Source organism: Capnocytophaga sp. oral taxon 902 (assembly GCF_013394735.1).
Taxonomy (GTDB): domain Bacteria; phylum Bacteroidota; class Bacteroidia; order Flavobacteriales; family Flavobacteriaceae; genus Capnocytophaga; species Capnocytophaga ochracea.
Window position 1 is genome coordinate 2,193,458 of the sequence record NZ_CP058261.1, and the last position, 14,627, is coordinate 2,208,084.

General features: G+C 40.5%; 9 protein-coding genes. 7 read left to right on the forward strand and 2 right to left on the reverse strand.

Features of this window, described 5'->3' with window-relative positions; genetic code table 11:
• Nucleotides 1-719: 719 nt before the first annotated feature.
• The 7 genes from HW278_RS09440 to rpmA all read left to right on the forward strand — a co-directional run bounded on the left by HW278_RS09440 (nucleotide 720) and on the right by rpmA (nucleotide 10,979).
• Nucleotides 720-5,060 (forward strand): translocation/assembly module TamB domain-containing protein, encoded by a 4,341-nt coding sequence (locus HW278_RS09440; protein WP_178977647.1) that lies wholly within the window; start codon nucleotides 720-722, stop codon nucleotides 5,058-5,060.
• 75 nt (nucleotides 5,061-5,135) lie between these two features.
• On the forward strand, nucleotides 5,136-5,783 hold the full coding sequence (locus tag HW278_RS09445; RefSeq protein ID WP_048748093.1) for a LolA family protein: 648 nt from the start codon (nucleotides 5,136-5,138) through the stop codon (nucleotides 5,781-5,783).
• Nucleotides 5,784-7,271: an LptF/LptG family permease gene (locus HW278_RS09450; protein WP_178977648.1), complete on the forward strand. Its 1,488-nt coding sequence runs from the start codon at nucleotides 5,784-5,786 to the stop codon at nucleotides 7,269-7,271.
• Between the two features lie 266 nt (nucleotides 7,272-7,537).
• Nucleotides 7,538-8,884: a cytochrome ubiquinol oxidase subunit I gene (locus tag HW278_RS09455; protein ID WP_178977649.1), complete on the forward strand. Its 1,347-nt coding sequence runs from the start codon at nucleotides 7,538-7,540 to the stop codon at nucleotides 8,882-8,884.
• A 12-nt stretch (nucleotides 8,885-8,896) separates the two neighbouring features.
• Entirely contained in the window at nucleotides 8,897-9,931 is a 1,035-nt protein-coding gene (gene cydB, locus HW278_RS09460; RefSeq protein WP_009751643.1) for a cytochrome d ubiquinol oxidase subunit II, read from the forward strand.
• Between the two features lie 133 nt (nucleotides 9,932-10,064).
• Nucleotides 10,065-10,691 carry a 50S ribosomal protein L21 gene (rplU, locus tag HW278_RS09465; RefSeq protein WP_015782584.1) on the forward strand — a complete coding sequence of 209 codons (627 nt, stop codon included), beginning with the start codon at nucleotides 10,065-10,067 and terminating at the stop codon, nucleotides 10,689-10,691.
• A gap of 27 nt (nucleotides 10,692-10,718) precedes the next feature.
• Entirely contained in the window at nucleotides 10,719-10,979 is a 261-nt protein-coding gene (gene rpmA, locus HW278_RS09470) for a 50S ribosomal protein L27 (protein WP_002670844.1), read from the forward strand.
• Between the two features lie 522 nt (nucleotides 10,980-11,501).
• Here rpmA and HW278_RS09475 read toward each other — a convergent pair.
• Together HW278_RS09475 and HW278_RS09480 are read right to left on the reverse strand one after the other, a co-directional pair.
• Nucleotides 11,502-12,983, reverse strand: a complete 1,482-nt coding sequence (locus HW278_RS09475; protein WP_178977650.1) for a DUF4832 domain-containing protein — start codon at nucleotides 12,981-12,983, stop codon at nucleotides 11,502-11,504.
• 29 nt (nucleotides 12,984-13,012) lie between these two features.
• On the reverse strand, nucleotides 13,013-14,596 hold the full coding sequence (locus HW278_RS09480; protein WP_178977651.1) for a glycoside hydrolase family 31 protein: 1,584 nt from the start codon (nucleotides 14,594-14,596) through the stop codon (nucleotides 13,013-13,015).
• Nucleotides 14,597-14,627 lie beyond the last annotated feature (31 nt).

Here is a 14,627-nt window from a genome sequence, read left to right on the forward strand (position 1 = left end):
TTTTTCAGCCACACCATAACGCAATAATTGTACCAATTTGATGTTGATAATGTCAAAAATTAGAAAATGAGGAAATAAGAAAATTTGGAAATAAGAAAATTTGGAAATAAGAAAATTTGGAAATGAGAAAATAGGGATTGTTAGTTTATTCAACTTTGGCAAAGTTTTAAACTTTGCAAAAGTTTGAGATAAAAAAGCGATGTATTGGGGTGGTTAGGAGGAGACGAAAGATATCGGAGGGGAACGGAAGAGAGCTGAGAAGAATTTTGGTGAAAAAAGGGTGTAAGGAGGGTGGGGGTAGCTTATAGAGAGCTTATAGGAAGCTTATACGAATCTTGGACGATTGGTATAGAAAGGGTATGTAAAAAGTTGATTCATAATATCATACAACAACGCTAAAAATGTTAAAAAAGGGGTTTCGAGGCGAAAGAAAGGGAATCCTCACCCCGTCCCTCTCCCAAGGAGAGGGGGGTGTGTAGTGAGGGAAAAGGAGAGAAATGACGAATGACGAGTGACGAATGACGAAGGCACGATGAAGATAAAGCGGGGGTAAGATGAAGGAGGAAAGAAGCTATTTTAGTGTGTTTGGGTATTTTTTCAGTATATCTTTTTTTGCTTTTCAATTTTATTCGTATCTTTGCACGCTAAGTCAGCAGTAAAGAACTCATTCTATCAAAAAATTACGAAAAATACTTGTCCGTTTCTTCCTTATAACCCCTGTGTTACTTGGGGTTACGGCTCTGCTTTTGACCTTACCCGCCACCCAAACCTTCATTGCTAAAAAGGTGGTGAACTACCTGAATGAAGATTTTGATATCGACCTGAATATAGAGCGCATACATCTGAAAATCAACGGGGATGTGGATATCAAGCGAGTACTTATTCGCGACCACAAGCAAGATACGCTTATTTCGGCAAAGAAACTTACGACTTCTATTTTAGACTTTAAACAGCTGTTTGACGGTAATTTGTACTTTGGACACATAAAGGGTGATAGTCTCATTTTCAATATGAAAACCCATAAGGGCGATACTTTGTCTAACTTAGACGTGTTTGTAAACAAATTCGATTCGGGGGAACCCAGCACGGGCAAGTTTGTGATGAAGGCAAAAAGTATCAAGCTAAAAGACAGCTATTGCCGTATTTCGGACGAGAATAACGCCAACCCTTCTATCTTGAAAGTAGACCATCTGAACACTAAGCTAAATGACTTTAAAATCTTGGGTAGCAAAGTGTTTTTTGAGATGCAAGAAGGGAACTTCCGCTTTGATGACAAACTGAATGTTACCCACCTAAATACACAGTTCAGCTATACCGATAGCTTGATGCAAGCCAAGGATTTGCGACTGCAAACGGCATTGACGGACATTCAGGGTACTATAACGATGTTCTCTCACAACGGCAGTTTTGGCGATTTTGTGAACAAGGTAGTCTTTGACATTAATCTGCCCAAAGCTACGGTAAACACTACCGATTTGAACGCTTTTTACAATGGTTTCAACGGAGGTAGAAACATTGTGTTAGAGGGCGTAACGATGAAAGGAACGCTGAACAACTTCACTATTCCGCAGGGAAAAATATCTTATCAGAACACGCTTATTGAGGGAGATTTAACTTTCCAAAACCTATTAGCAAAACACGCTAATATAGCCGTGATAGGCAAAGGTATATATGCCGAGAGTATTTATAACGATTTGGCTTACTTAATGCCTAAGGATTTGGGTGAAAATATTCCAGGGGAACTACAAAGGTTAGGAATGTTTTCAGTAGAAGGTGATTTTGCTTACAGAACGACTTCGCTACAAGCCAACGTATTGCTGAAAACCAATGACGGCGAAGCACATATCGACGGCTCTTTGGAAGACCTTACCCATACCGATAAAACGGCTTTTAGAGGCACGCTCACTACGAATCAGTTTCATTTGGGCAAGATTTTAGACGACCCAACTATGGGCGCACTCACTGCCGATATGACAGTGCGCGGACAGGGATTGAACTTTAAAACTATGCAACTCTACGCCAATGGCACGGTTCATTCGGTGGGCTACAACGGTTATAACTACCAGCGCATAGGTATTAATGGGGAGTTTAGGAATCAGGTGTTTAACGGTAAAATAGACGCAAGAGACCCGAACCTTACAATGAACTTCAACGGACTTGCTGACCTATCGGGCAGAAACAACAAATTTGACTTTCAAGCGGATATTGCTATTGCCGATTTGCACGCTTTACACTTTATGGAAATGGACAGTGTATCGCAGTTATGTGGTAAGGTAGTGATAGACATTTCGGGCAATCAGTTGGACGATATTGTGGGTAAAATATCATTTAAACACACCAATTACATCAATTCAGCAGGAAGTTTTACCTTTAAAGACTTCGAGGTCGTTTCAACCTTGAACAATGGAGTGAAAGAAATCGCGATTAATTCGCCTGATATTGTGAGCGGGAATGTAAGAGGAAAGTTCAAGTTAGCTGAGCTAAAAAAGGTAATGCAAAATGCGGTGGGAAGTATCTATGCCCAATACAACCCGTATAAGATAGAGAAAAACCAGTACGTAGACTTCCATTTTGATATTTACAACAAGATAGTAGAAGTGTTTGTGCCCAAAGTGAAGATAGGCAGAAACACTTTCATCAACGGGAATATAGATGCCGATAAAGGGAGTTTTAAGTTCCAAATGAAGTCGCCTAGCGTGAATGCATACGGCACTCAGATAGACAGTATTAGTCTTGAAATAGACAATAAAAACCCACTGTACAATACTTATTTTGAAGTGAAGAAAGCCGATTTTGGGGTGTATGCCATTCAAGATTTTAACCTGATTAATACCACTATCAAAGATACGCTTTTCTTCCGTACTGAGTTCAAAGGGGGCGATACCGGCAGAGATACTTATGAGCTGAATTTCTACCATACTTTGAACAAGAAACAACAGTCGATTATAGGGATTAAGAAATCACTGATAAACTTCAAAGGCAATGCGTGGTATATCAACCGCGAGAATGCGATGAATGAGTACAACAAGATTGTGCTCAACCGTACTGCCGATACGATTAAGGTGAGCAACTTCAAGATGGCGCACCAAAACCAATATATGAACCTCAGTGGGCTCATCACTACCAAAGATTATAAGAACCTGCACTTAGTTGCCCATAACGTAGCGATGGACAAGATAGTACCCGAAATCAAAGGGCTCAACCTCACGGGAACGCTCAATGGTAACGTGTCGCTTACTCAACGCGGGAACTTATATTACCCTTCGGCAGACCTTTTTATACGCTATTTTAAACTGAATGGCTATGACTATGGCGATTTGGAAGTGGGTATCTTTGGTAACAGTGATTTGTCGTCGTTTGATGTAGGGGCGTTTTTCTCTAACGGGCGGGCTCTTGGCTTTGCTACGAGAGGGAAAATTAACTTAGACAAGAAGCGGGGTACTTTGCTTGACCTTACGGCTTATTTTAGAGACTTTGAGCTCTCGCCTTTTAATCCATTCTTGGAGGGAATCTTCTACAACCTTAGAGGCACGATGTCGGGGCAAGTGAAGATAGACGGTAGCGTAACCGACCCACTGATGGACGGCGAACTCACCTTGCACAAAGCAGGTGTGGGGATTACGTACCTGAAACTCAACACTGATATTCAGGAAGGTGCACGGATAAAGGTAAACAACAAGACGTTTGATATAGACAACTGGCTACTGACCGATATCGCTTATAAAACACAAGCCAAACTGAATGGTTCGATTAGGCATAACAAACTATTAGATTGGTTTTTAGACCTAAGATTGCAAACCCTTGGCAAGCGCTTTATGGTGCTCAACACCCCTTATACTGATGATGCGCTGTTCTACGGGACTGCCTTTATCAAAGGGAATGCGAGCATTAAAGGAGCATTGGACGAAATTGCGATTAAGGTAAATGCGAAGACCGAAGAGGGTACGTCCTTTAAAATACCGCTCAGCGATAGTGAGAGTGTGGGCGATGACTCGTTTATCACTTTTGTAGAGAAGGGCGATAAAAAAGTAAAAATTAACCGAGAATTGGAGTCTATCAAGGGGTTAGAACTGAACTTTGAGCTTGATATTCTTCCTACTGCCGAAGTGGAAATTGTGATGGATAGAAAAACGGGTAGTAACCTTGTGGGGCGTGGGGCAGGTACGCTCCTTATTGAAATCAATACCAACGGTAAGTTCAATATGTGGGGGGACTTTATCACCTATTCGGGCTTTTATAATTTCAAGTACGAAAACATCATCGACAAGCGTTTTACGGTGCTCCCAGGGGGGTCTATCTCTTGGAGTGGCGACCCGCTAAGAGCTACTTTGCGCGACTTGAAAGCGGCTTATAACCTGAGTGCGAACCCAAGTACGCTATTGGAAAGCACCCAGTATAACCGGAAAATCAACACTCAGGTAATCATTAAATTAGAGGGAGAATTGATGCGCCCCGAAACCTTGTTTGACATTACTTTCCCTGATAGTAGTCCGAGTTTGGTATCGGAGCTCAACTACAAGCTTGAAGACCAAGACCGCAAGCAGTTGCAAGCCTTTTCGCTCTTGGCACAGGGTTCGTTTATGAGCGAAAAGAATACCGATAACCGTTTGGTAGCTTACAATCTCTTTGAAACGGCAGCAGGCTTGTTTAACCAATTGCTCTCGGACGAAGACAACAAGCTGAACTTGGGAGTATCGTACGAAGCGGGGATTAACGACGGTTCGTCCGACATCAACAGCGACCGTTTGGGCTTTACTGTCTCTACCCAAATCACCGATTGGGCGAGTGTGAATGCCAAAGTGGGTATCCCTGTGGGAGGAGTGAGCCGTACGGCAGTGGCGGGTAACGTAGAGGTACAATTCCGCTTAAACACCGACGGTAGCCTGACGGCTAAAATATTCAACAGAGAAAACGAATGGCAACAGTATATGCTCGACCGTATAGGGTATGCCCAAGGGGTAGGACTGACCTATTCGGTAGATTTCAATACCTTTAAAGGGTTGATGCAAAAGATATTTAAAAAGGGAGGCAAAGTGATAGAACCCAAGACAGAGAAGTAAAAAATATATATCGCAATAAAACTTTGGAACAATAATTGCTATTAGACAGAGACAAAATCATTAAAAACACTAGAAATGAGAAGAATATTTATTGTAGCTTTTGCTTTATTTTTAGGCGTATTTCAGGCACATAGCCAGCAAGTAGACAAGGCAAAAAAGCTATTGGACGAAGTGTACAACAAGATGGTTGCTTACAATAATATCTATATAGATTTTAAGTATAACCTCGATAATATTGCTGAGAATATCAATCAGGAAACCAAAGGTAATGTAACCATTGCCAAAAACAAGTATGTGCTGAATTATCTGGGGGCTACTAAAATATACGACGGTCATAAGACCTATACCATAGTACCCGAGAATGAAGAAGTAACCATAGAGAAAAACGCCAATGACGACAATGCCATTACTCCTTCAAAAATGCTTACCTTCTATAAGAAAGGTTATAAGTACAAATGGGATATACAGCAAAATGTACGCGGGCGCAAAATACAATATGTGGAGCTAAAACCACAGAAAGCTAATACTGATGTAAAGCAAATTCTGTTGGGGGTAGATATACAAACTAAACACATCTACAACCTTATTGAAATAGGAAAGAACGGTACTAAAACCACTATCACAGTGAATACTTTTAAAACAAACCAGCCTATTTCGAACAATATCTTTAAATTCGACCGCGAGAAGTACAAAAAGGACGGCTATACTATCAGTGAATTATAGATGAAGATATTAGACCGCTACATTATCACTCAGTTCCTTACTAACTTTTTAGGAGCACTCTCTATACTTGTTCTTATCTTTGTATTCCACACTATCTTTACATACATTGATGAGCTAGCGGGGCGTGGTTTGGAGTTATGGATTATATTCAAGTTTCTAATCTATTTTATTCCGCAACTTATCCCTATCATTATGCCCTTGGCAGTGGTAATAGCCTCTATTATGACCTTTGGGGCATTTGCTGAAAACTATGAGTTTGCTGCGATGAAAGCCTCAGGTATTTCGCTAATGCGCGTAATGCGTCCGCTGATTATACTGATGGCATTACTGAGTTTAGGCACTTTCTTTTTAGCCAATAATGTAATTCCAGTAGCTTATCGCGAGGTGTATACCCTTAGATCGAACATTGCCAAAGTGAAGCCTGCTATGGCTATAGCCGAAGGTGTATTCTCTAACATAGGGGAGGATATAAGCATAAAAGTAGGAAAAAAAAGAGGTGATAATGACGAGTTTTTAGAGAATGTGCTCATTCACAAAAAGACTCCAGATAAAGTAAATCGCACTGTAATCAATGCCAAGCGAGGAGAACTTAAGAGTTCTAAGACTAATAGCAACTTCTTACAGCTTATTTTGGAAGACGGGACTTATTACGAGGATATTAAAACCAACTCTTATGAAGCCCAACAAAAAGAACCTTTTGCCAAGGTATACTTTAAAAAATACATCATCAATCTTGACCTTTCGCATTTGAACAATGTAGATTTTAACGAGAAAACCGATGCTACTACCTATCGTATGATGAATGTAGGACAGCTTAATTACGCTATCGACTCACTCCGCACCGATTTTAAGCAGAATATTACTGACTATGGCAATAATATGTTTCGGCGTACAGGTTTCTCAGTAGCCCCTCCGCCACCCCCTTCTGCCGAGGAAAAAAAACAAGAGAAACCTAAACCTGCTAAGGAGATTACTTCGGTGAGAGAGCTCTTTAACAAACTGAACAACACACAAAAATCAATGGTACTTGATATGGCTATCAATACCAACCAAGCTCAGTTAGACAATGTGGAATTCCGCCAAAGCGACCTTGAATATCGCTATAAGCTAATGAACTTACACATTTTAAATCTCAGCGATAAGTTTGCTCTCACGGTAGCTTGTTTTGTTCTCTTTTTCGTAGCGGCACCTTTAGGAGCTTTCATTCGCAAAGGAGGGATTGGTATGCCTTTGGTAATAGCAATGATACTGTTCTTAGCTTATTATTTTATAGGAATGTTTATGAAAAATATAGCTGAGAACAACACAATTAACCCAGCCTTAGCACCGTGGATACCCGCTTTGATACTTCTGCCTTTGGGTATTTATCTCACTACAAGGGTTACTACTGATAAAGAAGTGTTCAATTTCCCTATTACCAATAAACTAATGCGCTTTGTAGAAGACAAAGTGAAAGAAATAAAAGGGAAAATTAAAAAGAACAAGTAAAAATCGATAATATCTAATTATAAGTTCATCAATGGATATTCAGAGTATTGAGTATCCATTGATTTTTTATAACATCACAATACCGAAAAAAACAATAATACCAATCATTAGAGGTAAAGCTAGCGATAAGTTAGGTATGAGAGTAGAGAAAGAGCTATATTATTTAGATATAATATAAATTAATATCCGTTTTCTACTTTTCTTTTGGTATATTACTCATATAGTGTACTTTTGTCGCATATTTCACTAATTAAATTACTCGACATATGGAGACAGAAATTTTAGCACGGGTGCAGTTCGCACTGACGATTGCTTTCCATTACATCTATCCGCCTTTAAGTATAGGGCTTGGATTACTAATGGTAGCTTTTAAAGGTATCTACCTACGCACTGGTAAAAAAGAGTATGACACGCTCGCCCGCTTCTGGACGCGCATCTTCTCACTTACCTTTGGCTTAGGAGTCGCTACAGGGATTGTAATGGAATTTGAATTTGGTACCAACTGGGCTACCTATTCGCGTTATGTAGGTGATATCTTCGGTAGTGCTTTGGCGGCTGAGGGTGTTTTTGCTTTCGCTTTAGAGAGTACCTGTCTTGGTATTGTACTTTTCGGTTGGAACAAAGTAAAGCCTATATGGCACTTCTTGGCTACCCTTGGGGTGTTCTTAGGCTCTATGTGTTCTGCTATCTGGATAGTAATAGCCAACAGCTGGCAACAAACCCCCGCAGGTTATGTAATTGCAGGCGAAGGTATGCAAGCTAAAGCCGTAATCACTGATTTTTGGGCGATGGTATTCAACCCTTCGAGCATAGACCGTATATGGCACGTGTGGCAAGGAGCGTTCTTGGCTGGTATTTTCTTGGTATTGAGCGTTCACGCTTGGTATTTACTCAAAGGTCGCCACGTAGAAATCTCTAAAAAAGCCTTTAAAGTAACTCTTATCATCGGTACCTTTGTGTGCTTGTTGCAATTGGTTTCAGGACACAGCTCAGCTGATGGTGTAGCTAAAAACCAGCCTGAGAAATTAGCTGCTATGGAAGGGCACTTCAAAACAGGCCCTGGCGATGCTTACATTATTGGTTGGGTAGATAAAAAGAATGAGGGAACTCACGGGTTGAGTATTCCTAAGGGGCTTTCGTATATGGTGCATTTTGATGCTGATGCCCCCGTAACAGGTCTTGACCAATATCCAGTGGAAGACCGCCCTGGGCAAGTGAATGCTGTATTCCAATTCTATCATATAATGGTAGCCATTGGTATGTTCCTCATCGCACTCACTCTCTACGCTTCTTTCTTATTGTGGAGAGGCAAATTATACAACAAACGCTGGCTCTTGCATATTTTTGTATGGAGCGTACTATTGCCACAAATAGGTAATCAAGTAGGTTGGTTTGCAGCCGAAATGGGTCGCCAGCCTTGGATAGTGTACAAACTCTTGCGCACGAGCGAAGCCCTTTCTAAATCGGTATCGGCTAACCAAATACTCTTTGCGATTATCTTATTTACTGTTATTTATATCATCCTCTTCGCTCTATTCATCTACTTGATGAACAAGAAAATCGTTCACGGTATAGATGAACACGAAACTCAAGAACAATTACAAACAGCATAACATTATACAGATATGGAAACATTTTTAGGAATCGACTACCCTACGTGGTGGTTCATCATTATAGGATTTTTGATTACAGGCTATGCTATTTTAGACGGCTTTGACTTCGGCGCTGGAGCGTGGCATTTGTTCTTCGATAAGAAAAAAGAACGCCGTGTAGCTCTAAACGCTATCGGACCAGTATGGGACGGTAATGAAGCGTGGTTAGTAATTGGGGGAGCAGGTATTTTCGCTGGTTTCCCACTAATGTATGCCGAATTGTTTTCGGCTATGAACACGCCTTTTATGCTTTTCCTCACCTTTATTATTTTTAGAGCGGTAGCTATTGAGGTACGCGGCAAAGAGGACAGCGACCGTTGGCGCAACACTTGGGATACCGTATATAGCGTGTGTAGCATCGTATTGCCTGTGCTCTTAGGCGTGGTAATAGCCAATGTACTACAAGGGCTTCCGTTAGACGAGAACTTTCAGTACACCGGAGGAGCGCTTTTTACTTTCCTTACCCCTTATGCATTACTTGTAGGTGTAATGACACTCTTGCTCTTTATGGTACACGGAGGTTTGTATTTGCTTCTCAAAACTCACGGAGATATGCACCACCGCATCGAGAAACGCATTAACTATGCATACCTCGGCTTTTTGGTAGTGTTTACAGCAGTAGCGATTTACAGTATGCTCACTCCTCATTTAGCTGAAAATATTGCTAATAACACTGCACTGAAAGTATTCCCTGCGTTATTGCTCCTCAGCATCTTAAGCGTAGCTTTCTTTATGAAGAAAAAAGACTATAAAAAGGCTTTTGTGGGTACTATTCTCACCATCGTTTTCTTTATGGTGGTAGCAGCACTGAATTTGCACCCTACTTTCTTGAGAACTACTTTAGAAACAGGCAATAGCATTACCGTATACAACGCAGCAGCTTCTCAAAAATCATTAAAGATTATGCTCACTATTACTGCGATAGGGGCGCCGTTATTGCTTCTCTACACTTATTTCGCCTACAAAGTATTCTGGGGCAAAGTAGAGATTGATGAAAACAGTTATTAATACAAGCCTTATAGGCGCTATAAAATAAGAAAGAGAGAAAAGGTTTTAAAACTTTTTCTCTCTTTTATTTTGGTAGGTAAAAAATAATTCGTACTTTTGCGCCCGATTTAAACCATTATTAAATAACAAAGCTATGTATGCAATTGTAGAGATAGCAGGGCAACAATTTAAAGTTAGCAAAGACCAAAAAGTGTTTGTTCACCGTTTGCCTAATCAAGAGGGAGAGAAAGTAGCGTTTAATAACGTACTCCTTTTAGATAACAACGGAACCATCACCGTAGGCGCCCCAGCTATAAATGGAGCTTCCGTAGAAGCAAAGGTTTTGAAACATTTGAAAGGTGACAAAGTGCTCGTGTTCAAAAAGAAAAGACGTAAAGGTTACAAAGTTAAGAACGGACACCGTCAGTTCCTTACGCAAATTGTAATTGAGAACATCGTTGCAAGTGGTGCTAAAACTACCCAAGCAAAACCTAAGACAGAAAAAGCTCCTGTTAAGTCAGCAAAAGCTGATGATTTGAAAAAGATAGAAGGTATTGGGCCTAAAGCAGCAGAAGCCTTAGTAGCAGCAGGGGTAGACACCTTTGCTAAATTAGCTAAGAAATCAGTTGAAGAAATCAAAACCATTCTATCAGAAACAAGTTCAACCTTGGCACACTTAGACCCTCAAACTTGGGCAGCTCAAGCTCAATTAGCCGCTGACGGCAAATGGGACGAACTTAAAAAATGGCAAGACGAGTTGAACGGTGGTATCGTAAAATAATTGTTAAACCTAAAAATCTAAGAAAAAATGGCTCACAAAAAAGGTGTCGGTAGTTCTAAGAACGGTAGAGAATCTCACTCTAAACGCTTAGGTGTTAAAATTTTCGGTGGTCAAGTTGCCATCGCAGGAAACATTATTGTTAGACAACGTGGAACTCAACACAATGCTGGCGAGAATGTGTATATTGGTAAAGACCATACTTTGCACGCTAAAATCGATGGTATCGTTAAGTTCGAAAAGAAGAGAGATAACAAATCATTTGTTTCTGTTATTCCATTAGAATCATAATAAAGTTTTTTAATGTTACAATAAAAAAAGCCTTTGGAGTTCCAAAGGCTTTTTTTGTAAATAATACCATCCTATTTTACTATAATAGTGTATTTAGGGTCTATATTAGTACGCAGGTCAAAAACAAAATCAAAAAAAGCTGCATCATCTTTCTTACCTTGTCTTATCCGCTATTTTACTTCGTTTTTCCTTCGTTTTATTTCCTTCAAAATTAGTGTTTTCTCACCACCTTTAATTATTCATTACCAACTACTTATATACCCTTTCTATACCAATCGTCCAAGATTCGTATAAGCTTCCTATAAGCTCTCTATAAGCTAAGCATACCCTCCTAATAACCTTTTTTCATCAAAATTGCATTCTAGCCTCTTCTGAAATCTTCCGTTTCCTTTTGAATTTTTCGACCTTCCATCACCTATCAGTATTTCTGATATTATTGGTATTTCTGGTATTATATTATTAAAAAAGGTCAGCAAAACTCTTCTTGCTGACCTTCTTCTTCTGTTTCTATTATCCTAATCTTTACTGTATCGTAATCGTATTGAGTTTGTTATAACCTGTTTGAGCTTCCCATATGCCTTTGTTAGCCAAACGAATGCTGTATTCCGGACGATGAGCAAGACTTTGGTAAGGGTCTGGTAAATTCAAATAAATGTCATAAAGCCCCTTGGAAAGATATTGAGGTAAAGTAATATCTGCTTTCACTTTCACAGTCTTACCTGCAAACCAACGTCGAGGGTCGTCATTGAGTTTAAATACTTGTTTTTCCGAAGTGCCTTTTCTCACTAAAACAATCTGCACATCACGACGATTATACGGCGAAGCAAAGCCCTCATTCTTGAGTTCAAACTCTATTTGCAAATGTCCTCCAGGCACTGGGTTGCCCGTAAATTTACTGTAATTAAGTGCAAAACGATAGCCTAATTTTCTTTTCATATCGTCCATACACCTGTTTTTCCAACTATTAATAGTACCCTCGTGGAAGTCCATATTAATATAACTCCAATGGTACAAAGCCATTTCTCTTAAAGCATTGCTACATTCTGTAAAACTATTAGGCGAGGTGCAAGTCTCTCCGCCCATCACCACATACTGGGTCTCCCGCTCCATATACTTGCGGTAGTTTTCATTAGGATAAGTACCCATATTAGGAGCATCAGCTAAAAAACAATCGTTATGGAAGCCTATGCGTGATAAGTCACTGCCATTATAAGCATTTCCCTCTGTAAGATTCGTGTGCACATTGATGTTTTGGGTAAATATCTTTGCCATTGGGTAGCGCACACACACCATTCTATCCTTAGGTAAAATGCTTAATTCTTTTGCCAATACCTTTCTGCGGGCTTCATAAGCTCCTGCATTTTCTTGGGGTTCAAAGCCGTAATGATTGGTGTAATACCATTCGCCCCAAACACCTACAAAACCTGCTTCCCATACAGCTATGATATCAGCATTTTCACGAATTATTGGTGCCAATTGGTTAAGGTGTCTTTCCGTCCAATACCACGAGGTATCTCCTCTACCATTGTAATAATCACCTTGGTCTTTTGAATAAGCAAAGCGTAAAACTACCTTAGAGCCTCCTTCGCGAATGACTCGCATATTATTCCGAATCCGATTTAAAAAGTACTCCGGAATGTCTTTCTCTCGAAAGTTATTCATATAATAAATCGTGAGGATAAGACTTATCCCCTCCTGATTTCGCTTCTGTCTCACCCAATCTGCATTAAGTGTCCAATCACCTTCCCCTTGGTCTTGATGGGTTAAAAAACCTCTTTCAGGATTTAAAAACACCTCATTAGTACCTTCATATCTCACTGTCTGATTGAGAGGAGGAACTGCTGGGGGTGTAACGGGTGGTATAGGGGTGGTAGTAGACGTAGTAGTAGAGGTTTTGGTAGTAGGTGACTGTGTACCTCCTCCATTGTTAACGTCATCTTCTTTGCTTTGGCAAGAGATTATGGTGGTTAGTAAAACAAAAAATGTTAAAAGATATTTTTTCATAGGATTTTAAGTTTACAATGCATAATTTATTACTTAATCTTTACAAAATAAGGCAATCGCTCCAAAGGTACTTTTAGGGTGTATGCTTTGCCTCCTTTGTACTTTTTGCCTTGTTCATCCTGCCAAGTGCCTTTGGGGAGTTTTACCGTGCGAACATCGCTTTCGGTCATTACAGGGGCTACTAAATACTTATCGCCCAGCATATATTGGTCTTTGCAATTAGCGAAACCCTGATGAGGAAAAGCATACTCCATACTGCGCACAATAGGTTCTCCTGTTTGTGCCGATTTTTTAGCTTCGGCTATGATATAGTCGCCTAATTGTTCGTGCCATTTAGCGTATTTGATACAGATAGCCAAATTCTCTTTCGATAGAATGCGCCAAGGAGCTACTGAAAATTGCATCATAGGCATCATCGAATGTATTTGGCAAGAGCGCACGATGAGCTTCTGATTGAACTTAGTAGGGTCTACATTCAAGAAACTGCCGTATTCCCCTCCGCCTATCATATCGGGGCAAGCAAATGCATAACCGTTGAGTCCTGCGGCTATCATATCGGGGACTAAACGGGCTACACCGTCCCAAGAGTAACTCTTGTCCCCCAAACGCTGTACCAAAGCCTGTCCGCCCAATTTCCAGCAAGCGCGGAACTCGTTGTAGGGGAATTCTAAGCCTAATTTACCCCAGAGATAGGTTTGTTCAGTATCGTAAGATTTTTGGTCGAAAACGTCTACATCTTCCGCCAAATAACGCTCTGGGTCACCTGCATCAAACTTAAATCCATCGATGCCGTATTCTTTTTGTAGGTCTTTAAGCATATTCACAAAGTAGGCAAAGGCTTCGGGATTGCTGAGGTCATAGCAAGCGCTGAGCCCATTCCACCAATCGAGGATAGCAGGGGTGTCAGCTCCTTTTTTCTTCACTAAATAGCCTTTGTCGCGCAAAAAGCGGTATTCTTGGCTATCGGGTGATACAAACGGGCATACCCATACCATCACTTTGAAGCCCATTTGGTGGAGCTGGTTTATCATTTCCTTAGGCGTAGGGAACTTATCGGGGCGGAATTGCCATACGCCATAGTCTTTTTGCCAGTTGTCATCAATCATTATTACTCCCGTTGGCATTCCGTTATCCAGAATAGCTTTGGCGTAGGCTAAAACGTCCTTTTCATTCTGATTGTAAATAAGTTCTATCCAAGTGTTGTATTGTGGTTTGGTAAAGAACACTTCGGGGGGAATTACCCCTGAAGGCGGAAAATATTGTTTACTCACTTCCTGATAGGCACTTTTGAGGGTAGTACCTGCTGTGTGGCAACTCACCTCAGCCCGTGAAGGAGTGATAAGTATCTTTCCGTCTTTAAATTGGTAAGCAAAAGGAGCTTCCGAAGCGATATAACGCCCTTGATTAGAGTACAGAAAGGGCACTGATTGGTTGTTAAAATTCTCGGTGCGCAAGTTGTAAATACGCTCCGATGGTTGGTAAGGCATCTCTTTGCCTACGCCCGTAAAGCCACCCCACCATTGTTCATTGGGTAGTAGGGTGATTTCAGTGGGCTGTTGTGCGCTCGCCCATAGCGAACTGCACAAAGTAATAAAAGCAAATATTCTTTTCATTTGTATGTTTTTAGTCGTTAGTTATTAGTTC